The sequence below is a fragment of the Anabaena sp. UHCC 0253 genome (genome assembly GCF_009712085.1).
Taxonomy (GTDB): domain Bacteria; phylum Cyanobacteriota; class Cyanobacteriia; order Cyanobacteriales; family Nostocaceae; genus Dolichospermum.
Genome location: NZ_VILD01000006.1, coordinates 282,399 through 306,601 on the forward strand (window position 1 = coordinate 282,399; position 24,203 = coordinate 306,601).

At 38.5% G+C, this 24,203-nt stretch carries 18 protein-coding genes, 1 tRNA gene and 1 pseudogene; 12 read left to right on the forward strand and 8 right to left on the reverse strand.

What is annotated here, in order from left to right; all coding sequences use genetic code 11:
• The first annotated feature begins 37 nt into the window (after positions 1–37).
• The 3 genes and pseudogenes from FJR38_RS17915 (at position 38) to rpmB (ending at position 3,427) form a co-directional block, all read left to right on the forward strand.
• Positions 38–973: a glycosyltransferase gene (locus FJR38_RS17915; protein WP_168491543.1), complete on the forward strand. Its 936-nt coding sequence runs from the start codon at positions 38–40 to the stop codon at positions 971–973.
• A gap of 129 nt (positions 974–1,102) precedes the next feature.
• Positions 1,103–3,072, forward strand: a pseudogene (gene htpG, locus FJR38_RS17920) (molecular chaperone HtpG).
• A gap of 118 nt (positions 3,073–3,190) precedes the next feature.
• Positions 3,191–3,427 carry a 50S ribosomal protein L28 gene (gene rpmB, locus FJR38_RS17925; RefSeq protein WP_168491547.1) on the forward strand — a complete coding sequence of 79 codons (237 nt, stop codon included), beginning with the start codon at positions 3,191–3,193 and terminating at the stop codon, positions 3,425–3,427.
• Positions 3,428–4,065: 638 nt separating this feature from the next.
• On the opposite strand, the gene FJR38_RS17930 is transcribed toward rpmB, so the two are convergent.
• Positions 4,066–4,965 (reverse strand): metallophosphoesterase, encoded by a 900-nt coding sequence (locus tag FJR38_RS17930; protein ID WP_168538539.1) that lies wholly within the window; start codon positions 4,963–4,965, stop codon positions 4,066–4,068.
• A gap of 570 nt (positions 4,966–5,535) precedes the next feature.
• Between FJR38_RS17930 and FJR38_RS17935 the strand changes: the two genes are divergently transcribed.
• From FJR38_RS17935 to rppB, 4 genes are all read left to right on the forward strand, one after another.
• Positions 5,536–6,447, forward strand: coding sequence for a hypothetical protein (locus FJR38_RS17935; protein ID WP_168491551.1), 912 nt, complete (start codon positions 5,536–5,538; stop codon positions 6,445–6,447).
• Between the two features lie 209 nt (positions 6,448–6,656).
• Positions 6,657–7,349, forward strand: a complete 693-nt coding sequence (locus FJR38_RS17940) for a DUF305 domain-containing protein (protein ID WP_168491553.1) — start codon at positions 6,657–6,659, stop codon at positions 7,347–7,349.
• Positions 7,350–7,652: 303 nt separating this feature from the next.
• On the forward strand, positions 7,653–8,339 hold the full coding sequence (gene rppA, locus FJR38_RS17945) for a two-component system response regulator RppA (protein ID WP_168538541.1): 687 nt from the start codon (positions 7,653–7,655) through the stop codon (positions 8,337–8,339).
• 11 nt (positions 8,340–8,350) lie between these two features.
• Positions 8,351–9,736, forward strand: coding sequence for a two-component system sensor histidine kinase RppB (rppB, locus tag FJR38_RS17950; protein ID WP_174764040.1), 1,386 nt, complete (start codon positions 8,351–8,353; stop codon positions 9,734–9,736).
• Between the two features lie 79 nt (positions 9,737–9,815).
• Here rppB and FJR38_RS17955 read toward each other — a convergent pair whose 3' ends face one another.
• Complete coding sequence (locus tag FJR38_RS17955) at positions 9,816–10,484, reverse strand: N-acetylmannosamine-6-phosphate 2-epimerase (protein ID WP_168538543.1); 669 nt, start codon at positions 10,482–10,484, stop codon at positions 9,816–9,818.
• Positions 10,477–12,354 (reverse strand): GAF domain-containing sensor histidine kinase, encoded by a 1,878-nt coding sequence (locus tag FJR38_RS17960; RefSeq protein ID WP_168538545.1) that lies wholly within the window; start codon positions 12,352–12,354, stop codon positions 10,477–10,479. The genes FJR38_RS17955 and FJR38_RS17960 overlap by 8 nt, the downstream gene beginning before the upstream one ends.
• Positions 12,355–12,444: 90 nt before the next feature.
• On the opposite strand from FJR38_RS17960, the gene cobN reads away from it, so the two are divergent.
• Genes cobN through FJR38_RS17970 form a run of 3 tightly spaced genes read left to right on the forward strand, consistent with a single transcriptional unit; the run spans position 12,445 to position 17,539 of the window.
• The gene (cobN, locus tag FJR38_RS29370) at positions 12,445–14,877 is read left to right on the forward strand and encodes a cobaltochelatase subunit CobN (RefSeq protein ID WP_371418236.1); all 2,433 of its coding nucleotides are present in this window, start codon (positions 12,445–12,447) and stop codon (positions 14,875–14,877) included.
• Entirely contained in the window at positions 14,825–16,333 is a 1,509-nt protein-coding gene (locus tag FJR38_RS29375; protein WP_371418238.1) for a cobaltochelatase subunit CobN, read from the forward strand. The genes cobN and FJR38_RS29375 overlap by 53 nt, the downstream gene beginning before the upstream one ends.
• Positions 16,334–16,360: 27 nt before the next feature.
• The gene (locus FJR38_RS17970) at positions 16,361–17,539 is read left to right on the forward strand and encodes a peptidoglycan-binding protein (RefSeq protein WP_168538547.1); all 1,179 of its coding nucleotides are present in this window, start codon (positions 16,361–16,363) and stop codon (positions 17,537–17,539) included.
• Between the two features lie 96 nt (positions 17,540–17,635).
• On the opposite strand, the gene FJR38_RS17975 is transcribed toward FJR38_RS17970, so the two are convergent.
• The 4 genes from FJR38_RS17975 to lipA form a co-directional block, all read right to left on the reverse strand.
• A complete protein-coding gene (locus FJR38_RS17975; protein ID WP_168491565.1) occupies positions 17,636–18,091 on the reverse strand; it encodes a transcriptional repressor in 456 nt (151 codons plus the stop codon).
• A gap of 113 nt (positions 18,092–18,204) precedes the next feature.
• Positions 18,205–19,452 (reverse strand): RNA polymerase sigma factor SigC, encoded by a 1,248-nt coding sequence (sigC, locus tag FJR38_RS17980; RefSeq protein WP_168538549.1) that lies wholly within the window; start codon positions 19,450–19,452, stop codon positions 18,205–18,207.
• Between the two features lie 604 nt (positions 19,453–20,056).
• Positions 20,057–21,022, reverse strand: coding sequence for an NAD(P)H-dependent glycerol-3-phosphate dehydrogenase (locus FJR38_RS17985; RefSeq protein ID WP_168538551.1), 966 nt, complete (start codon positions 21,020–21,022; stop codon positions 20,057–20,059).
• A gap of 47 nt (positions 21,023–21,069) precedes the next feature.
• Positions 21,070–21,939 carry a lipoyl synthase gene (gene lipA / locus FJR38_RS17990; protein WP_168538553.1) on the reverse strand — a complete coding sequence of 290 codons (870 nt, stop codon included), beginning with the start codon at positions 21,937–21,939 and terminating at the stop codon, positions 21,070–21,072.
• A 125-nt stretch (positions 21,940–22,064) separates the two neighbouring features.
• On the opposite strand from lipA, the gene FJR38_RS17995 reads away from it, so the two are divergent.
• A tRNA-Pro gene (locus FJR38_RS17995) sits at positions 22,065–22,138 on the forward strand.
• 327 nt (positions 22,139–22,465) lie between these two features.
• On the opposite strand, the gene FJR38_RS18000 is transcribed toward FJR38_RS17995, so the two are convergent.
• Positions 22,466–22,657 (reverse strand): hypothetical protein, encoded by a 192-nt coding sequence (locus FJR38_RS18000; RefSeq protein WP_168538554.1) that lies wholly within the window; start codon positions 22,655–22,657, stop codon positions 22,466–22,468.
• Positions 22,658–23,036: 379 nt separating this feature from the next.
• Between FJR38_RS18000 and wecB the strand changes: the two genes are divergently transcribed.
• Positions 23,037–24,155: a non-hydrolyzing UDP-N-acetylglucosamine 2-epimerase gene (gene wecB / locus FJR38_RS18005; RefSeq protein WP_168538555.1), complete on the forward strand. Its 1,119-nt coding sequence runs from the start codon at positions 23,037–23,039 to the stop codon at positions 24,153–24,155.
• The last annotated feature ends 48 nt before the right edge of the window (positions 24,156–24,203 follow it).

The following is a 24,203-nucleotide window of genomic DNA, read 5'->3' on the forward strand; positions in this document are numbered from 1 at the left end:
TTAGCAGATTTACTCAAAAATTTATAACTTAATAATTATGGAACTAATTTCTGTGATCATCCCTGTGTATAATGGCGAAAAAACGATCAAAGGAACTATAGAATCTGTTTTACAACAAACTTATGCTCACTTTGAACTGATTGTTATTAATTCAGATTCTAGTGATGGAACATTCGAGATAGTTTCTAGTATCCAAGATCAAAGAATAAAAATATATAATTATCCAAAAGCAAATGCGGCAGTTAATAGAAATCGTGGTTTAATTTATGCTAAAGGTGAATTTGTTAGCTTTATAGATGCTGATGATATTTGGACAGCAGATAAACTGGAAGCACAATATACAGTGCTTAGAGAAAATCCTCAATCTGGTTTAGCCTACAGTTGGACTGATGTCATTGATGAACTAGATAAATTTGTGCGTCCATGTAGTTATGCTACTTGGCAAGGAGATGTTTATACAAAACTATTATTAAAGGATTTTATTGCGAGTGGATCTAATGTCATGATTCGCAAAAATATTTTAGCTAAAGTAGGTGGCTTTAATGAATCTCTCACTAATGCTCAAGATAGTGATATGTGGCAACGTTTAGCTGCAATAACTGATTTTGTATGTGTGCCAAAAGTGCAAATTTTATATCGCATTATCCCTAATTCTATGTCATCTAATGTTTTGGGCATGGAAGCAGCAAAATTACAAATTATAGAAAGTGGTTTTTCTAGCCAAAAAGCAAAATCCCTAGAGCATCTCAAAAAATACGCTTTATCTAATCTTTATCAATACCTAACTTTCAAGTCTTTAGAAGCACCTCCAGACAAAATCGAACGCTGGACATCTATACGATTTCTGTGGAATTGGGTGCGGTATAATCCAGCCGTGCTAAAACAACGCCAAACTATGTTGATAGCAGTGTTTAAAATAGCTTTTCCTCGACTATACTACTCTTTTAAAAAGTTTTGGAAAGCCAATAACTAAATCTAACCAGAATGTGATGTAGGGAAATCCGCATCAGTATTAGGGTGTAAACAAACCCAGACAAGAGAAGCGATCGCTCTCGCAATCCGATTAAAATTCAGAGTGAGCGAATTTTATTAAACCAAGACTATGTTAGAACAAGGCAATATCAGTATTCATACTGAGAATATTTTCCCGATTATCAAGAAATCACTTTACTCAGATCATCAAATCTTCTTGCGGGAACTGGTATCCAACGGGGTAGACGCTATCCAGAAGCTAAACATGGTATCCCGTGCTGGGGAATACAATGGTGAAATTGGCGAACCAGAAATTACAATTAGCATTGATAAAGAGAACAAAACCCTCTCCATTGCTGATAATGGCATTGGGATGACAGCAGAGGAAGTAAAAAAATATATTAACCAAGTTGCTTTCTCCAGTGCTGAAGAATTTATTCACAAGTATGAAGGGAAGGCAGATCAACCGATTATCGGTCATTTTGGTTTGGGTTTCTACTCCTCCTTCATGGTGGCTAAAAAAGTAGAAATTGATACTCTATCTTACCAAGAAGGCGCACAAGCAGTTCACTGGACTTGTGATGGTTCACCCAAATTTACCTTAGATGAATCTTCCCGTACCACTCGCGGAACGACTATTATCCTCACCTTGGAAGGGGAAGAAGAGGAATTTTTAGAACCAGCACGAATTAAGAATCTGATCAAGACTTACTGCGATTTCATGTCAGTTCCCATCAAAATGGATGGGGAAGCTTTAAATAAACAAAAAGCAGCATGGCGTGATTCTCCCAGTAATCTCACTCAAGAAGATTATTTAGAGTTTTACCGCTATTTATATCCTTTCCAAGAAGAACCCCTACTGTGGGTGCATTTGAATACAGATTATCCCTTTGTAATTAACGGGATTTTGTATTTCCCGAAAATGCGTCCAGATGTAGATGTTACCAAAGGACAAATTAAGTTATTCTGCAATCAGGTATTTGTCAGTGATAACTGTGAAGAGATTATCCCCCCAATTTTTTGATGCCTATGCGGGGTGTAATTGATAGCACAGATATACCTTTGAACGTTTCTCGGAGTGCATTACAAGGCGATCGCACTATTAAGAGAATTGGCGATTATATAGCCAAAAAAGTCGGCGATCGCCTCAAAGAATTATACCGCGACAACCGCGAACAATACGTAACAGCTTGGAAAGACTTGGGAACATTCGTTAAATTTGGCGTTCTCAACGATGATAAATTTAAAAAACAAGTTGAAGACATCATTATCTTCCGTAGCACAGCCAAACTAGAAGCCCCTGTAGCCGATACCGCAGCCGTTGAAGTCCAATCTTCAGAAGGTGATGCGTGGCAAGATGTCACCCCAGCCAATGGCACTAGCATCCCTTACACCACTCTCAAAGAATACCTCGAACGTAACAAAGAACGTCACGAAAACAAGGTATTTTACAGTACGGATGCAATCAGTCAAGCTACTTACATTGAACTGCACAAAAATCAAGGTTTAGAAGTCCTATATATGGACTCCTTCATTGATACCCACTTCATTAACTTCCTAGAACAAGAATATCGGGATGTTAAATTTACACGGGTGGACTCTGACCTCGATAATACCCTCCTCGATGACAAAACCAGCGAAATTGTTGACCCCACCACCAACAAAACCAAAGGTGAAGTCATTAAAGAACTATTTGAGAAAGCCCTCAACAAGCCAAAACTCAATATCCGCACCGAATCCCTCAAATCAGATGATCCTCAAGGTACACCACCAGCAATGGTGCTATTACCAGAAATTCTTCGTCGTCTGCGAGACATGAACGCCATGATGCAGCAGCAAAACGCTGAATTTCCTGAAGATCATATTTTATTGATCAATACTGCCCACCCTTTAATTCAAAACCTCGTCAGCCTCAGTCAAGGTAGTATTATTCAAGGTGATGGTGAGTCACCTTCTCATCAATTAGTTAACATGATGTGTCAGCACGTCTATGATTTGGCGCTGATGTCTCAAAAAGGCTTTGATGCAGATGGGATGAAATCCTTTGTAGAACGTTCTAATGACGTACTCACCAAGCTAACAGAACAAGCCAGCAAATAAACAACTAGATTCCTGACTTCTGCCAGAGGTCGGGAATCTGAACATAAGCTGTCAATCAGGCTTTCAGCAGATATAATGGAAAGGTTGTCTTTAAATAACACTCTAGGAGATATTTATTATGTCCCGTCGTTGTCAACTAACTGGTAAAAAAGCCAATAACGCTTGTTCCGTATCCCACTCCAACCGTCACACTAAGCGCCTACAACACGTTAATCTGCAAAACAAGCGGGTTTGGTGGGCTGCTGGCAACCGTTGGGTAAAATTGAAACTTTCCACCAAAGCCATCAAAACCTTAGAATTCAAAGGTTTAGACGCAATGGCAAAAGAAGCAGGAATCAACCTCAACCATTACTAAATAGTAGGGCATAGGGAATAGGGAATAGGGAATAGGAAATAGGGGAAGAAAAGTCCTTTGATATTGATTATTCTTCTTTCTAGTTTACAAGAGCATCCGGTAAGAGTAAAGCTCAGTGTCTTTAGACCTGAGATATAAGCGACTCGTGCGGTTTTAACCGCATAGAGTCTTTCTTTTCATGAAGATTGGTTGAGATGCGCGAAGTTTTGTTATCTTTGCTCTCAATGATGTTATACTGTTCACAACAGGAATGGTAATCAACCTGTATAAAAACCTAACTGCCTAACGGCTTTTCTGGTCCTTGACAACTGAAGATATGGGTTCTATTCCATAGTTCTAGTGACTGCCCTCCGAATAGGTAAAATCTTCATGGGAGCTAGACTTGTGTTGAGCGAAGTCGAAACACGACACAGAATTTAAACTCAATCAAAATTTGCAGTCATGCAACTACCTTCGGGCAGAGGGAAAGTTAACGCTTGGGGAGAGAACCACCTCTGGCTTAGATACCGCAAGGGTTCTAAGTTAAGTGGACTCGTTGAACCAAGAATCTCAGTGGCTTTAGCCCTGAGAGTGTCAATTCTTTATTCTTGTTTCTGACTGGGCGCAGGCCCTGCGCCCCTACCTCCTGACTCCTTTGATCAAACACTATTTAATTTAATTACACCCCGATCAAAAACGCGGTTATTAGTACCAATACCTCTGACTTCCATTCTATCTGCGTACACATCATAAGTCGCAAAACTCAAATTACTGGTTGAATATTCTGTCCATTCAGAACGCCCAACAGGACGACTACCAGCACCAGCACCACAAGTTAAATAGGTAGTTCCATTAATAGCACGAGTGCGTTCATAGTTATGTTCATGACCATTTAGATAAAGTTGAACATTGTATTTTGTGAATAATGGAGTAAAGGTTTTAATAAAATTTTTGTTACTCCCATAATTACCAGATGAATAAATTGGATGATGTCCAAATACAACTTTCCAAGGTGCTTTACTAATACTTAATTCCTTCTCTAACCAAACTAACTGATTCGCCCAATCTGCATTACCATTAGTATCTAAAGCAAAAAACTGGACTTGATCTTGACCAAATGTGTAATAACGTCCCTTCATATTAAAACCAGGATATTCAACTTGAGGAACACCATTATCAGTGCGAATATCATGATTACCTAAACAAGCATGAAACTTCACACCTTTTCTAAGTAAAGGTTGATATGGACGTTCAAAAACTGCATTAATTTTCTCGATTTCGCCATTATTATAGATATTATCACCAGCTAAAACTACTAAATTGTATGGATTGAGTTGATGATAAAGATTCATCGCTTTAGCTACAGAATACTGTCCTCTAACACCAGTTCCTGTATCAGCAACAGAGACAAAACGTAATAATAAATCTTTTTTAACAGGGTTAGCAGCGATCGCTGTTTCCATGAGAGAATTTCTGTTTGATAATTTCCAACCCAAAAACCCAGATGCTATGGTACTAATTCCACTTAATAACAAAAATTGACGGCGTTTAATATTCATAAGAATAGACGGTAAGTGGGAAACGAGCGCGGCTTTAGCCCTGATAGGGATGCTTCGACATGGCTCACCAGCCACGGTACAAGCGGTTTTAACCGCCTTAAATAATTTTTCATTACCGCCTTGGAGTTGGTCAATTCGGGGTACTTTTGTGATGTACTTTCAACGGGACAATTACCGATTCAAATTTTCCAACTCTGTACGCATAATGTTTTGCTCCAAAGAGCCTCCCATTTCTGGGGTAATGTTAGCTGATGCCTACGGCACGCTGCGCGAACGACCAGTTATAAGAGCTTGTTAGACTTGCAACACTGTTTCAGTGACCTTAAAACTGTTTAATTGCAAATGACAGAGCAGGGAACTAGCTACGCATTCCGGGGTGTCGTGACTCAAATAACGGCTACCATAAGACTACGCTCAGGGTGGTCTGGTCAGTACGGCTTGATTGATTGCTCTTACAAGCCCAGTCCCTTTAGGGCTGGGTTACTGACATTTCACAAAATGACACAATAGGGAATTATAGTCAAAATATATTTTATATGTTTTTGATTCGATAATCTGGGTAAAAGTTCCATGTCAGGAGAGAAACGAAGAAAACCAAGGAATGAACAAAAAAGTCAGTCATCACCCCAACTTGATCAAAAAAATCAGCCAATTTGGAAAACGACAATCATCCAAATTCTGCGCGGAACGATTGGTGTTTTAGAAAGCACAGTAGTAAAATTAGAGACGGAAGCGCCTACTGATACGCAGAATAAAACCAGTTTTTTGTCGCGTTGGGATAGCTTTTTAAGGACATTTCGTTTATTCTTGCCATCAAGTATATCTAACAATGTGTCAGATACGGTTTTGACAGGAATTTTTGCAGTCATTTTTGCGGTGACAATAGGGATAACTACATTTATGTTTATTCCTAAATCTACGGAAATCGCCACTGTTCCCCCTGTAGAGGAAGTTACCACACCAACTCCAGTTATAGAACCAGAAGAGACACCAACCCCAGTTGTAGAACCAGAACCGACTCCAACCCCAGTTATAGAACCAGAACCGACTCCTACTCCAGTTGTAGAAACAGAACCGACTCCTACTCCAGTTGTAGAACCAGAACCGACTCCAACTCCAGTTATAGAACCAGAACCGACTCCAATCCCAGTTATAGAATTAACACCGGAACAAAGGTTACTAGCAGCAATTGAAAATCAGTTTTCAGAAATTAGTGTTTCCGTAAAAAATACCAAAGACAAAAATATTTTTTCTCAATTAATAAAACCTATTCACGCTAATTTTCGTACCAGCGATTTAACTGTAAAAATTAGTGATATTTGGTATAGTCTAGAAAAATCCCAACAAGATAAACTAGCTGCGGATATATTAAAACGTTCTCAAGAAATTGATTTCACACATTTAGAAATTGTTGATTCTCAGGATAAATTAATCGCCCGCAGTCCATTTGTTGGTAACGAGATGATAATTTTTAAACGCTGAAATTTAATAGACGCTTGCTGACAGTGACTATAGCGCAGGGGAATCGCATTGTAAACAAATGTTAATACAACAAAACATTTCATCTTAATTTCATATTGAAATGAAAAGCTATAATTATAGTCAAACAAATAACTGAATATCTGAAACAAGTTAGGTTTGATAACTTAAGGTTTGTTCTTAAATCTTCATATTCTCAAAGAGGTAAAATTATGAAGAGTAAAAATTTGATTTATGGTTTGATTGGGTTAGTAAGTAGTAGTGCTGTTAGTGGATTATTAATTATCAGTAGTACACAAGCACAAACTCCCAATTCCGAACACGATTCTCATCATCCATCTCAACAAGCTAATCCTCCACAAAAAGAGATGATGACTCACACAGATCAGAATTTCATAGAAATGATGATTCCGCACTATCAAGAAACAGTGAAAATGGCTGATATCGCATTAACTCGCGCTCAACGTCCAGAAATTAAGAATCTAGCGATCGCTATTAAAAAAGATCAAAACCGCAAAATTGAACAACTGCGAACCTGGTATAAAGCATGGTACGGTAAAGAAGTACCCGTAATGGCTATGACTCATCAAGAAATGATGGCAAGTCATGGGAAGATGTGTCAACAGATGAAACCAGACACAATGAAAATGCCGATGAATTGTAAAATGAAGTGCATGAATATGGATTTAGAAACATTAAAAAATGCACCGGATTTTGACAAAGAATTTATTCGTCAAATGATTCCTCATCATCAAAGTGCTGTAAAAATGTCACAGATGATTGCTAAAAAAACTACCAAATTAGAAATCCGTAATTTAGCTGAGTCTATCATTAAAACTCAAACGGCTGAAATTAAGCAAATGGAACAATGGTATCAAAATTGGTATAACTCAAAACCTTTATAAACCATTGTCAAAAACCTAATCAAAAATTTTAGGGTGTTTCAGGGACTTCCAAATAAAAACGCTCAACCACCTAACGCAAAAAATCTCTCAAACTCTCTTTCCTTCGTGTTCTATCCCTGCGGGACACTCCGTGAACGTGCCTTCGTGGTTCATTCTTTCATGACTTGTGCTTAAGTTCTATAGGTAATTTATTTTTTGGAAGTCCCTCAGACTCGATAATTGAGGAAATATTGACAGAATTTCGACAAAAGTTGATATCTGAATCACCCTATCAACCATTATTATTAAGTATAAATTTTATATATGCGTTTATTATTAGTTGAAGATGAACATGATTTAGGTGTTAGTATTCATCATGCTCTTACCCAGCGTGATTATATAGTAGATTGGGCAGAAGATGGACAAACAGCTTGGGATTATCTGAATACAATACCATTAAGATATGAAATTGCAATTTTAGATTGGATGTTACCCAAGTTATCAGGATTAGAAATATGTAAAAGATTAAGAGAGCAGAAAAATCAATTACCAATTATGCTATTAACAGCTAGAGATAGCATGAATGATCGTGTAACTGGTTTGGATGCGGGTGCAGATGATTATCTTGTTAAACCCTTTGGTATGGAAGAATTATTAGCACGAGTAAGAGCATTACAAAGAAGATTACCAAATTTTCAACCACCGCAATTACAAATAGGTTCATTAATGTTAGATTATAGTAATTTTTCAGTTGTGAATTTAGCAGCGGAAAATTATTCACCAATTATTCTCACAGCCAAAGAATTTCAACTTTTAGAATATTTCATGCAGCATCCTCAACAAATACTCACTCATGAGCAAATCCGCGCCAGATTGTGGGATTTTGAAAGTGATACGGTGAGTAATGTTGTAGCTGCACAAGTGAGATTACTCAGACGCAAATTATCAGAATGTGGTTTTTCTAAAGCCATTGAAACTATGCGAGGTTTTGGTTATCGTTTTTGTGGATAATGGATAATTAAATGAACCACGAAGCAGCGAAGAACACGAAGGAAGAAAGGAAGAAGATAGGTAAAAGCCAAGGTTGGATACCTAATAATTCACTATTTAATCATTCTCGGTTTAAATTAGCCGTTACCTATGCTGGTGTCATGGGATCAACTTTATTAATATGTGGATATATAGCTCACATTGTCATGATCCAAGCTTTTACTCGCACAGTTGATCGAGAATTACAAATTTTGGGAAAGGTATTTGAGGATAAATTGAAACCAGAGTTAAAAATTCCTGGAGAATTATCAATTACTACTCAAAAATCTTTACCTGGAATTTGTTTTAAGCAACAAGCTTGTTTAGTAATGAAATCAGAATCAGCGGTAATGAGTTTATTAGCAGAAGGCTATTATGTGAGGTTGTTGACAACGAAAGGTGAAGCGATCGCTGCTATTGGTAATAAATTAGATGAATTTCCTGATAATATGAAAATCAATCATTCTTATGATATCAGAAATCGTCGTGGTGAACTATATCATTTACATTTGATGCCTTTAAAAATCAACAATAATCAATTGTGGGGATATTTACAAGTAGGGCGATCTGTACAACGATTAAATGATTATATGAATAGTTTACATTGGTTATTAGGATTGGGTGTTCCTGCTTCTATGATCATCATTGGTGGTGCAGGTTGGTGGTTAGCAGGTTTAGCTATGCGGCCAATTCAAAAATCATATCAACAATTACAAAAATTTACGGCTGATGCAGCCCATGAATTAAGAACTCCGATTACATCTTTACAAACAATTGTCGAAACAAATTCAATTAATCAAGAAACTCAAAAAGCACTTGAGAGACAAATTAAAAGATTAGTAACATTAACACAGGATTTGTTATTATTATCTAGATTAGAAAGTGGTTTGCAAGCAGCAAAATGGCGGCAAATTTGTTTAAATGATGTAGTCGCAGATGTAGAAGAAGAATTAATGCCAGTAGCTATGAATGCACAAGTTTTATTATCTAGTAATATTCCTGATCAATCTTGTTTTTATATTCAAGGTAATGAAAGTCAAATTTATCGAATGTTGCTAAATTTAGTGAGTAATGCTATTAAATATACGCCTGTTGGTGGGGAAGTGAAAATTAATCTGACAACCAATGATAATCAAGGCATAATTACTATCAAAGATACAGGTATTGGTATTCCTGCTGCTGATATTCCCCATATTTTTGATCGCTTTTATCGAGTCAATGCAGATCGTTCTCGAAATACTGGCGGTTCTGGGTTAGGGTTAGCGATCGCTTTGGCAATTGTCCAAACTCATAAAGGCAAATTAGAAGTCCAAAGTCATGTTGATCATGGCAGTACCTTTACTGTGATTTTGCCGCTCGTTTCCAAAGTAAACAGGTAATTTCAATAAAATAAGATTTTAAGAATCATTAACCGCAGATGAATGTAGATAAAGAGAGATGAGTTAGTTTTGGGCAATTTTATTTTTCTAATCCGGAATGATAAGCTTTAACTAATAAATCAATCCCGGTAATTGCCCCCCCAACAACAACAGCATCAGCACCTAAATCTAAGGCTTTTCTGGCCATTTCCGGGGAAGAAATACCACCTTCACAAATTACAAAAGTATCAAGATTTTCTACTATTTGGGTGAGTAATTCCCAACCGGGAGGAGCAAAGTTTTTAGTCTCTGCGGTGTAGCCAAACAAAGTAGTTCCCACAATATCTGCACCTGCATTAACGGCTAATTGTGCTGCTTCATAGGTATCTACATCTGCCATAACTAACTTTTCTAAGTTTTGATGGATCAGAGTAATAATATCTACTAACTTTTCATTACGGGGACGATTTCTGGTAGTAGCATCTATAGCAATAATATCTGCACCTGCTTCAGCCACAGCAGCGGCGTGATAATACAGGGGTGTAATGTAAACATCAGAACCTGTAATTATTTGTTTCCAAAGTCCAATAATAGGAACTTGTACCTTTTCCCGCACAGCTTGGATATGACTTGGTGTATCAATCCTGACAGCTACAGCACCATTATTAACTGCGGCTTGTGCCATTGCAGCAATTACATAAGGATCATGTAATGGAGAACTTACGGGTGCTTGACAGGAAACAATTAATCCTTTTGTTAAATTAATCATGTTTAATTTTTAATTGTTTTGGTATCCAGACAGTAAAAATTGAACCCATACCCACAGTAGATTCTACTTCAATTCTACCCCGATGTAGCTCTATAAGTTGTTTAGTTAAGGCTAAACCTAAACCAGTACCTTCATAACGACGACGATAGGGTGTATCGAGTTGTTGGAATTTCTCAAACAAGAGTGGGATTTTTTCTTCTGGTATACCAATACCAGTATCTTCTATTTGAAAAATAGCAGTATGATCTTCTACCCAAATCCGTAAGGTGACAATTCCATTTTCTGGAGTGAATTTAATCGCATTAGTTAACAGATTCCAGAGAATTTGTTCAACTCTACTAATATCAGCCGTAAAGTTATCTTGTGTAAGGTTAATTTGTAAATCGAGTTGCAGGGTTACATTTTCACTTTTTGCTTTTTTTTGTAGTGACTCTAAGGTATTTTCAGCAGTTTTAACTAAAGAAAAATCTAAAATATTTAATACGGTTTTTCCAGCTTCAATTTGTGATAAATCGAGGATGTCGTTAATCATTGTTAATAAATGTTCACCACTATCATGAATGGTTTGTAAATAATTCCGTTGTCGGGGACTTAATTCACCCAATGGCCAACGTAATAATGTTGAAGACATTCCAATTACATGAGTTAAAGGTGTGAGTAATTCATGACTCATAGTTGCTAGGAATTCACTGCGGAGACGACTAGCAGCTTCAGCAGCCAGCAGGGCTTCCCGTAGTGCCATTGTCCTCTCAATTACTCGCTGTTCCAGAGTTTGTTTTTCTTGAGTAAGAGATTGCATTAACTCTGTTTGATGAATAGCTATAGCCAATTGTTCGGCTACGGAAGTTAGGAACTTTTTTTCATTTTCATGCCATTTTCTGGGGGTATAACATTGATGAGCAATTAACAATCCCCACAACTTTTTTTCAAATATAATTGGGGCTGCTAACTTAGCTCGGACTTGATTTTTTCTTAAAAAATCTAATAAACAATTTTCTAGAAAATAGGTTTCTTCAATATCATTAACAGCTAAAGTAAAACCTTGTCGGTACTTTTCCCAACATTGAGTATTTGGCTTTAAACAATTTTTCTCTTGATAATTCAAGACGGAAGGAATATCTTCTGTAGCACAGACTTCATAAATAATACAACCTTCTGATAGAGAAACTCCGCGAACATATTGTTGAGAATTAACTAAGATATTTTGATTTTTAGATTTAGTATATTCAAATTTATAAATTACTAATCTGTCTAATTCCAAAAACTCCCGCACTTGTGTAATTGTCGTATTCATAATTAGCGACAAATCAAGACTTTTGCGAATTTGCGTGGTGACTGTATTTAAAAGTTGTTCTTGAGCTATTTGTTTTTTGAGAACATTTTGGATAGCTTGACAAGATTCGGGGGTGTTTGTGGTTATTGGTGCTGGAGAATGAGAAAGCAGATATTCTAATAACAGGAGTGTAAATTGACTTTGGAGAGGAGAATCATTTGGTATAATGTCTCGACGATAGTTGTCAAGAGTTTGATAAGTGTGGGAATCACATTTAAATAATTCACCTAATTGCGATATAAATAAAGCGATCACATCTACATTAAATGTCAAACTAGTATTTACTAATGAGTCTATTTCCTGTTCCCCTGCTTGCAGGTTTCCCACCAACAGCGCATTAAATCCTGGAGAAACAACCAAGTTAAATCTTTGCTTTTGCCACTCTACAGGAACTTCCACCCGTACAAGTATAGCTTCAGTCAAACTCAAAGCATCATTTCCTACTGCTTGAGCCATCTGTTGCAACAATTCCCCAAGCTGATTAAATATACTTAAAGGCAAGGTTTTAGAAAAACCCAAATCAGGAAAAACAAGCATTTTCAAAAATGTAATGAGGAGAAGAAGAAGCAGGAAGCAGGAAATAGGGAGCAATAATTTTTACCAATCACCAATTACCAATTATTAATTATGCATCGTATAAGTGCCACACCAGGGGGATTGAATCAGTCAGAAGGTTTAATTTTCATCGAACAAACTCCAGCCCCTTTCGTGTTGATTACAGCAGCAGATACTGATATTCAAACCTTAGCGACTGTTGTTCCCAAATTACCTAGCCAATTTCCAGAAATTAGAGTAGCCAACCTATTACAACTACAGCAACAAATAAGTATAGATGCTTATAGTGAACAAGTCTTAGAAACTGCCCAAGTAATTATCCTTCGTCTCATAGGAGGAAGTTCCTACTGGGCTTATGGCTTAGAAGTCGTACAGGAAATTGTACAACGGAATGGTACAACCCTAATTGTAATGCCAGGAGATGACGGACTTGATCCTGATTTAATCTCCAAATCTACAGTTTCTAAAGAAATTGTTAATATAATTTGGCAATATTTTCAAGAAGGTGGCATAGAAAATTTCCTCAACGCTTTGCAATTTATCGCTGATACAGCCTTATCAACAACGTTTAATCCTCCACCACCACAACCAGTTCCCCGCGTGGGATTGTATGAATGGAAAGAGGAGGTAGGGGCGGGGTTTCCCCGCCCTCACAGGATTCAGGAGAAGAAGGAAGAAGCGGAAGAAAGTAGAAGTTACCTGTCACCTTCTTCACTTTATCCTAAAGTGGGAATTTTGTTTTATCGCGCTCATTATTTATCAGGAAATACCAAAGTTATTGATGCTTTATGTAAAGCCTTGGTAGAGAAAAATTTACAACCTGTACCTGTTTTTGTTTCCTCATTGCGTGAACCTGGTGTAGCTGAAAAATTATGTGAATTGTTTGCAGCAAAAGATGATCATCATGTTAATTTATTGATGAATACAACGAGCTTTTCTCTAGCACAATTAGAAACAGAAATACCACAAGTTGAACTTTGGGAAAAATTAGATGTCCCGGTTTTGCAAGTAATTCTTTGTGCTAGTTCAGTTGAACAATGGGAATCACAATCACAAGGTTTGACACCTCGTGATATTGCTATAAATGTGGCATTACCAGAAGTAGACGGAAGAATTATTAGCCGGGCTGTGTCTTTCAAAGCCTTGCAAACTCGGAATAATAAACTAGAAACTGATGTCGTAGTTTATGAACCAGTGAGCGATCGCATTGAATTCGTCGCCCAACTCGCCGCAAATTGGGTACGATTGCGGGTAAAACCACCCCAAGAACGCCGCATAGCCCTAATTTTAGCAAATTACCCCAACACCAACGGTCGCCTTGCCAATGGCGTAGGATTAGACACTCCTGCCAGTTGTGTGGAAATTCTCAAAGCCTTAAAATTAGCTGGTTATGAACTAGAAAATACTTGTACTGAGCGACCTGTCCTGAGCGCAGTCGAAGGAAGTCGAAGTATTCCCGAAACTGGAGACGAATTAATTCAAATTCTCACATCTAGCGTTACCAATGATCCAGAAGGAAAAGACTGGAAACCAATAAATCAAAGTTTGTCAGCAGCAGAATATCAAAAATATTTTTCTACTTTACCTGCAAACATACAACAAGAAATTATTGCAAGGTGGGGATTAAACTTCGCTCAGTCTAAAGCTAGTGCAGAAAATTTTTCCCAATCACCAATCACCAATCACCAATCACCATTTCCCATTTCTGGAATTCAATTTGGTAATGTTTTCGTAGGAATTCAACCATCAAGAGGATATGATATTGATCCTAGTTTAAATTATCATGCTCCCGATTTAGAACCAACTCATAATTATTTAGCTTTCTATTATTGGGTGCGAGAATCATTTAATGCTGATGCTATAGTTCATGTTGGAAAACATGGCAACTTAGAATGGCTACCTGGCAAAAGTGTCGCCTTATCTAACACTTGTTATCCAGAAATTGCCTTAGGAGCAATGCCCCATTTATACCCATTTATTGTTAATGATCCCGGTGAAGGTTCACAAGCAAAAAGACGCGCCCAAGCCGTAATAATTGATCACTTAACACCACCCATGACACGCGCCGAATTATATGGACCATTACAACAAGTAGAAAACCTAATTGATGAATATTACGAAGCCGAAAGTTTAGATCCTTCCAGATTACCAACAATACGCGATCGCATTCAAGAACTCGTTATTAAAGAAAACCTTTATAAAGATTTAGGAATTACCAACCCCAAAGACATCGCCAACTTTGAAACCCTCATCTTAAATTCCCTAGACGGTTACTTGTGCGAACTCAAAGAAGCCCAAATCCGCGACGGCTTACACATATTCGGCCAATGTCCCCAGGGAACACAACTGCGAGACTTAATAATAGCGATCGCTCGCATCCCCAATCGCCACTCAATCGGCATTACCCGTGCCATAGCTCAACAATGGAACATAGACATAGACCCCCTCACAGATGACCTTTCCACCCCCCCTCTCCGCGTCTCTGCGCCTCTGCGAGAGACTTAAATCCTGCCACATCATCGGCGATGTCGTCGAACTCCTAGAAGCAGAAGCCGCCCATTTAGTAGAACAAATCATAGTAGGGGCGGGGTTTCCCCGCCCTCATCTAAACTGGATCAGCGACAAACTCCTCCCAGCCCTGCGAAAAACCACCGAAGAAACCACCAACCTATTACGGGGACTGGATGGAAAATACGTTCCCAGCGGTGCTTCCGGCGCACCCACACGCGGCCGCCCCGAAGTCCTTCCCACAGGTAAAAACTTTTACGCCGTGGATATTCGTGCCATACCCACAGAAACCGCCTGGGATATCGGCAGAAAAGCCGCTGAAACCCTAATTGAAACCTACACCCAAGAACATGGAGAATATCCCAAAACCCTGGGTTTATCGGTGTGGGGTACAGCTACCATGCGGACTGGTGGTGATGATTTAGCGGAAGCTTTAGCCTTACTCGGTGTTCAACCTGTCTGGGATGGTGCAGCGCGACGAGTAGTAGATTTTGAAATTTTGCCTTTATCAATTATCGGTCGTCCCCGTGTGGATGTCACCTTGCGAATTTCGGGCTTTTTCCGGGATGCTTTTCCCAATTTAATTGATTTATTTGATCAAGCTGTAAAAGCGGTCTCCTCCTTAGATGAACCAGCAGATCAAAATCCCCTCGCAGATACAGTTCGCAAAGAAACGGAACTATGGACTCAAGAGGGTTTATCTTTAGAAGCAGCCCAAGAGCGATCGCAATATCGCGTTTTTGGCTCAAAACCAGGGGCTTATGGTGCTGGACTCCAAGGCTTAATCGCCTCCCAAAACTGGCAAGATGACCAGGATTTAGCCCAAGCTTACACAAATTGGAGTGCTTACGCCTATTCTTCTAATCAGGGAACAGGGAACAGTAATTTGGAAGCTTTTGAGCAACGCTTGAAACAAATGCAAATCGTCCTGCATAATCAAGATAACCGAGAACACGATTTACTCGATTCTGATGATTATTATCAATTTCAGGGTGGTTTAACCGCAGCGGTGCGTTCTCTTCAAGGTCAAAATCCCGAAACCTATTTTGGTGATAATTCCAACACATCTCAGCCCAAAGTCCGCCAACTTAAATCAGAAATTGCCAGGGTGTACCGTTCCCGTGTGGTTAATCCTAAATGGATAGCCGGAGTTATGCGTCACGGTTACAAAGGTGCATTTGAAATGGCTGCAACGGTAGATTTTCTCTTCGCTTACGATGCTACCGCCCAATGTGTAGAAGATTATATGTATCAAGGTGTCGTTCAAGCATATCTAGAAGATGCTACTGTTTGTGAATTTATTCAAGACAAGAATCCCTGGGCATTGCGTGATATTGCGGAGAGACTACTAGAAGCCAATCAGCGGGGATTATGGCAAGATGTGAACATACAAACTTTAGAAAATCTCCGCAATTTAGTTCATCAAGCGGAAGCAACTATCGAAGAAAAATAATTAATTAATTTAAGTTAGGAAACAGATATGGAGAATCTTGCGTATTTGCATTTATCCTTTGCTAATGTAGATAGTGAAAATAGTGAGTTAATATCACTCAGTTCAGCACCAAATTGGCAACTCTTTTCTAGCAGTGCCTGGCAGTACATGATTCCTCTGGTACTGACTTTATCTATCCTCAATAGTGTTAGTAGTGTTTTAGCATTGGACGCAGGAAATCAAGAAACTGCTGTCCACAATCTTCAACCCCAAAATTCGATAGTTGAGATTGACATTACCAATAACACAGTTATCGAAACACCCCCCACAATCAAGGAAGCAGAAAATCAAGAGACTGCTGTTCACAATTTCCAACCCCAAAATTCCATATCTGAGATTGAAATTACAAATAACACAGTTATTGGCACAGCCCCCACAATCAAGGAAGCAGGAAATCAAGAATCTGCTGTTCACAATCTTCAACCCCAAAATTCCATCTCTGAGATTGAAATTACCAATCACACAGTTATCAGTACAGCCCCTACAACCAGCAATAACACAAATTACATTATCCCTATTACCAACAAGCGTAAAAACCCTAATTTCTTTACCAAAGGTGATGAAGGTGCAGAGGTAAAAATTTTACAACAACGTTTAAGAATCGCTGGTTTTTATCATGGCAACCCGACTGGGGTTTTTGGTCCAATTACAGAAGAATCTGTCAAAAGATTCCAAAGGGCTTATAAATTAACAGTTGATGGTATTGCTGGTAAGTCTACATTAGGTAAATTACCAGCGATTGATGCTGAGAATGGGACAATTGCTGCACAAAGATTAGATAATCGAGATACTCTCAGTTTAGGCGATCGCGGTGAAGCCGTCAGAATTCTCCAAGAACAATTAATTAAGGCTGGATTTCTACAAAGTCAGTCCAATGGTTACTATGGTTCTAACACAGTTGATGCTGTCACTCGCTTTCAAAAACAGCAGCAGCTAGAAGCCAATGGCATGGCTGGACAAACTACCCGCTCTAAGTTGTATAATTTAGTCAGAAATTCCGCCAAAAGTGATTTTACTACTTTAGAAATCCAAAGACGATTACATGAAAAAGGTTTCTATAAAGGTCAAATCAACGGCATGATGGCAAATGATACCAAAAAAGCAATTAGTCGCGCTCAGGAATTCTACGGTATCAGTCTTCAAGATATTAAAAACGGAAGTTTTTAACTCCCGCTTTCTCAATACACTTAGATTTTCGCACGACTTGATTCATCCTCCCAAATAATTGATAATTGTCCATTGTCAATTATCAATTGTCCATTGCTAAAGAGGCATTAACGCCCTTTGGCACTGAGGACAGACAGCATGAATTGTCATTTGACAATCTAATAAATGGAATCCTTCTTTCTGTGCTGTTTTTGCCCCAATCTTTAAAATCGAGTCGTTTTTAAACTCAATAGTCGAGTTACAACGCACACAAATTAGGTGATGGTGGTGATGGGGATAAGGCTGATTAATTTCATAATGCTTATGCCCTTCACCTAACTCTAATTCCCGTAGAATACCCATCCTCGCCATTAACTTTAAAGTGCGATAGATAGTAGATAAACTAATCCCCTCACCGTCAGTCTCTAAGCGATGATATAGATCCTCAGCACTTAAATGTTCACCTTGTGGAAGTTCTTGAAAAATATGTAGAATCGTTTCGCGCTGGGGAGTTAAACGCCAACCACGGTCGTTCAGTTCTGCTTTAAGTGAACCAGTTGTGTAGACAGTCATACTAATTTTTCTCAACAAAGCCCATTAATTGAGAATATAACAAATATTTGACCTGATTTGCAACAATCGTTGCTTCTTGACAATATTTGTTAGTTATCAATTTTTAATTGTCTCTAAGTCAACGATTCTAGATAATCGCGGATCAGGTTGCGGCGCTTTGGCTGGCGGAGTTTTTGCAAAGCCTTTGATTCAATTTGTCTGACTCTTTCCCGTGATAGGTCCAGGGCGCGGCCAATTTCTGCTAAGGAGTAAGCATGACCATCGGACAAGCCGAAGCGCATCAGAATAACATCACGTTCCCGACTGGTTAAATCATCTAAAAGATTATGCAAATCTTTATGTAAAGATTCCCGCATTAACATTTCTTCTGGAGTAATGCAATCAGTTTCTAGTAATTCGCCTAATTCAGTATCTTTATCTTTTCCTACTTTAGTCTCCAAAGAAACAGAACGAGGAACTCTCAATAACACTTCCCGGACTTGGATAGCTGTCATATCTAACTCAACTGCCAGGTCTTCTAAGGTAGGTGTGCGACCTTTTTCTTGGGCAATTTTCCGTTGCGCCTTTTTAATTTTGTTGAGTTTTTCGGTAATATGGACAGGGAGGCGAATTGTGCGGCTAGAAGTAGCGATCGCTCGCGTAATGCCTTGACGAATCCACCAGTAAGCATAGGTACTAAAACGATAACCCTTTGTAGGATCAAATTTCTCTACTGCTCTTTCTAAACCTAAAGTCCCTTCTTGGACTAAATCTAGCAATTCCAAACCACGATTTTGATATTTCTTAGCGACAGATACCACCAAACGCAAATTCGCTTTAATCATGTGCGATTTGGCTTGTAGTCCTTGAGTTTGAACTTGCTCTAGTTCTTCTACTGTTAAATTAGCAATTTCCGCCCAGCGTTTTTTACCATTTGCTAAAGTAGGTTTAAGATCAGGTAAATTGATACCAGCAGTAGTCGCCCACCGTTCCAAAGAAGGGCGATGTCCTAATTCCGATGTTAAACGCTCCTGTACCTCAATTAACCGCAAATAAGGGACAATTACTTCATCTCCCTCTTTGGCAGCTAAACTCAGCACAATTCGCATCTTTAAATAGCGTTGTACCTTTTGAGCTTCGGAAACTTCTTCATCTCGTCCTAATAAACGGACTCGACCGATTTCCTGAAGATATAACCGTACTAAGTCTGTACTGCGGCGGTTATTTTGACCGCCTAAATCAGCTTCAACTGCGGCCAGGTCTAAATCCGGTAAATCATCTACAGATAAATCATTTTCATCACCACTGATTTCCAGATCCAAAGGTGGGGTTGGATTTTGACCATCGTAAGTGGCATCTTTATAAAAGGATGTGGCTGGCATAATGTCTCAAATTGCTCCAGGTAACAATAGATTAGGGTCAGCTAAAATTACGGTCAGCTAATTAACTGTTGCTATTGTTCCCGTAATTCGTCATGAAATAACACGGTTTGGTGTTCGGCGTACAATTCTTTGCAAAACTTTGTACTAATTTAAGTAGACAGTAGGGAAAAAATAATTCAAAATTAAAAATAGAGCCTCCGGCTCTTGTACATTTTGGCCGAGTTGATCAGTTTTAGTCGCTGTGTGATTGAACCAATAGCTATTCAAATCTCTAGCTAGACTTGTCATAAGGAGTTATAGTCAACATTACCATTTTAGGGATATCGACGGTTATTTTTTTAACTAATTTACAAACATACTACTAGTACGGAACAAGGATAAGTAAATAAAGCATTAAAAATAATCAAAAGCTTGCGTAATCTGCTTTTTTAATTTTTAATTCTACCTTCCGGTACTGGTGATGATGATGTTTATAAACTACATAGTTATATTTACACGACTCAAAAGGTGATTTCCTGACGATTTGATAAATTTTTCCTAGAGATTTTGCGGTAATGATCTAATTTGAATTGGACACCTTTCTCTATCAGCATTTCTCCCCTTGTTACCACATTTGTTCTGTAGAAAAATGATCAAATTCGGGTTTGATATCTCGTAACATCAGTTGATCTAATGCTTGCTTATGTGTAACTTCTCCTTCAAGTAGTCGGTAAACTTGCTCAGTAATAGGCATAGCAATACTCTGTTGTTGGGCAATTTCCATCAACACCCGACAAGTGTTTACACCTTCGGCTGTACCAGGAAGATTAGCCAGAACCCCTTGCAGTGTTTTTCCATTGGCTAATTGATAGCCAACTTGATAATTGCGACTTAGAGGGCTGTTGCAGGTTGCTAATAAATCTCCTAGACCCGATAAACCGTAAAATGTTTCCGTTTTCGCCCCTAAACAATTACCTATCCTCACCATTTCCGTTAATCCACGAGTGACTAAAGCGGCTTTGGCATTTGTTCCCAGGTGTAATCCATCACATACACCAGCGGCGATCGCCATCACATTCTTGAGTGTTCCTCCTAATTCTACTCCCACAGGATCAGGGTTAGTATAAACACGAAAGCGACTCGAAGAAAATACCAGTTGCACAGTTTGAGCAGCATTCGTATTTTTACTAGCTACTACCGTCGCTGCTGGTAACTCTTGGGCAATTTCTTGAGATAAATTCGGACCAGATAAAACAACAACTGGAGAATCAGGAAAAGTTGCTTGCCAAATTTGCGAAGGTGTGTATGTAGTGTGTGGTTCTAGTCCCTTGGTTGCAGTAACAAAGATTGTCTGTGGGCAGACAGGAAAAGACTTTACCATAGAAGCTACATCTCTTACACCTTTCATGGAAATAGCCGACAAGACTATTTGGGCATTTTCTAATACAGTTTCTAGAGATAGCGATTCCTGACGTGACCATAGATGCACCTGATGGCCATTAATGGCTGCTAATTTTGCCAGGGCTGTACCCCAAGCACCTGCACCAAGAATAACGACAGATTTTGAATTTGGTGATTGGTGATTGGTCATTGGTGATTGGTAACTGGGTAGAATAACCACGGACAACTGACAACGAACTATCTTGGATAACGTTTCATTAATTCTCTTACTTGTTCAGCATGATATGAGCTTCTTGTCAATGGAGAAGAAACAACTTGTAAAAATCCTAGTTCTTCCCCAAAAGCTTGCCAAGCTGCAAATTGGGCTGGTGTGATAAAGTCAGCTACCTGTAAGTGTTTTTGACTGGGTTGGAGATATTGCCCAATTGTTAAAATATCACAATCTACTGCGCGTAGGTCTTTCATTACTTGGCGAACTTCTGCATCTGTTTCACCCAAACCAACCATGATACCAGATTTGGTGTAAGTGCGGGGAGAAATTTGGCGAGAACGTTGTAATAATTCCAGCGTGCGATCGTAATTTCCCTGGGGACGCACACGGCGATATAAACGCGCAATTGTTTCTGTATTGTGGTTAAGTACCTCTGGTTTAGCTTGAAGAATTATCTCTAAAGCTTGCCAGTTACCGCATAAATCAGGAATTAATACTTCTATTGTTGTTCGAGGTGAAACATCGTGAATAGCAGTAATACATTTAACAAATTGAGATGCTCCACCATCTGGTAAATCATCTCTATTAACGGAAGTAATCACAACGTGATTAAGTTGCATTCGCCGCACTGCTTCCGCTAGTCTTGTGGGTTCAGTGGGATCTAATGCTTGAGGTTTCTTTTCAAAATCAATATCACAGTAAGGACAAGCCCTAGTGCAAGCTGGCCCCATAATTAAAAATGTGGCAGTACCAGCATTGAAGCATTCGCCAATATTGGGACAGGAAGCCTCTTCACAAACGGTATTCAGGGCTAAATCCCGCAAAATTTCTTTAACGTTACCAACACGCTCCCATTGAGGTGCTTTTACCCGCAACCAGTCTGGTTTTACAGTCACAGTCTATTTTTACCATTTTAGTTATACAAATCTAATCCTAGCAAGCAAAGACCTCTATGGAAGATAGAAAATTTGTTATTTTATGTTGATTGTGATAGTATGGGTTCATATTGCCATTTTTATGGCGGGATGTGGCGCAGCTTGGTAGCGCACTTCGTTCGGGACGAAGGGGCCGCTGGTTCGAATCCAGTCATCCCGATTTTTTTGTGTCTTTTGCCAAATCAATTGTCCGTGTTGACAAATTACTTAATCATCATGGTTTATGTTGTTGTGATCAGGCAAAAACAAGACGAAAGTAATTCAGGCAATATGCTCTATCACAACACTAAAAAATCAAGAACCTGAAAATAAATCTAAGAAACACGCTAAATATGTGCCATTTTGGGCATAAATGATTATTTATATCTATGGAATAAATAAATTAGTCTTATGTGACGGTTATGTGACTGAAAATAACAATTTAGGAATTTATAAAATAGAAAAATGGCTGAAAGTATTATTGAATAGGGATTCTGAAGATTTATGTTTAAATTTTGTTATGTGATTCAATAAAATTCTGACTCTTTACATCTCCCCAAAAGGCGTGAAACACCTTTGACACCGATATTAGTTTTTTATCACCTGCGGATAGTTCGGTAATAATGTCACTATTCTCTATTTCATCATCATTTATTTTATCATCAGCCTGTGCGATCGCATTTTTAAAAGTCAAGTTCATCAAATCATATTTCTGGACTGGTGTATTTTTCTAAAATAAACTGATAAGCATTAACCGGAAAACCACAAGCCAGGGAATAAATTCCTTGGTTATTAAATCTGGCTCACATTATATTATCAAACAATTGAATTAAATTAAAACCCGAAATTCCCATTGTTACCCAAAAATCAAAAAAAGAATCATATAAAAATCCCATTTAGTATCAGATCCAAATCTAATAAATACCGCAAAAATGCTAACAAAGTATTATTAAATTGAGGCGATCGCACATCTGAAAGAGATCAAACATCTAATTCAATTGTAATTATTTGTACAAGGGCGTATTGCAATACATCCCTACTCAGACTTAAAATTAAAAGTAACTTGTAATTTTTGACTAATGACTAATCACAACCGAATTGGGATTATTTTAGGTACTCGTCCAGAAGCGATTAAACTAGCACCAGTGATTCAGGTTTTTCAACGTTCTCCAGATTTTGAATTGCAGGTAATTCTGACGGGACAACATCGAGAAATGGTTGAACAAGTAATGAAATTGTTCAAACTCAAAGCCGATTGGAATTTAGAGATTATGCAGCGTCAACAATCTCTCAACGATATTACCTGTCGGAGTTTACAGGGTTTAGAAGCATTATTTCAGGAACAAACATTAGATTTTGTAATTGTTCAAGGAGATACGACAACAGCTTTTGCGGCAACTTTGGCAGCTTTTTATCAAAAAATCCCTGTCGGTCATGTAGAAGCAGGTTTAAGAACGGATGATTTATTTAATCCTTTTCCAGAAGAAGCTAATAGAAGATTAATTTCCCAACTGACACAATTGCATTTTGCTCCCACTACTTTAGCTGTAGAAAACCTGGAACGTTCTGGGGTGTTGGGAGAAATTCACCTGACAGGAAATACAGTAATTGATGCTTTATTAAATGTAGCGGCAATTAAACCAGCTTGTGATATAACGGGTTTAGATTGGAGTAAATATAGGACAATATTGGCAACAGTGCATAGACGGGAGAATTGGGGAGAACCGTTGCAAGATATCGCGCAAAGTTTCTTGCAGATTTTAGAGCGATTTCCTGATACAGCCTTATTACTGCCATTACATAGAAATCCCACCGTTAGAGAACCATTACAACAATTATTAGGGAATCATTCCCGAATTTTCTTAACAGAACCCTTAGATTATGCGGAATTAGTGGGGGCTATCGAGCGATCGCATCTAATCTTAACTGATTCCGGTGGCTTACAAGAAGAAGCTCCCAGTCTTGGTAAACCTGTTTTAGTTCTCAGAGACACCACAGAAAGGCCAGAAGCAGTCACCGCAGGGACAGCAAAACTCGTAGGAACACAAACTGAAAATATTGTCACAGCCGCTAGTGAACTACTCAGCAACCCAGCCGCTTATACTAAAATGGCCACTGCTATTAATCCCTTTGGCGATGGTCATGCAGCAGAACGCATCCTACAAATTGTTAAAAATTATTTAAATGGGCATCTTTGAGAATTCTTGTAGAGACGTTCCATTGAACGTCTCCACATTATTTACGCC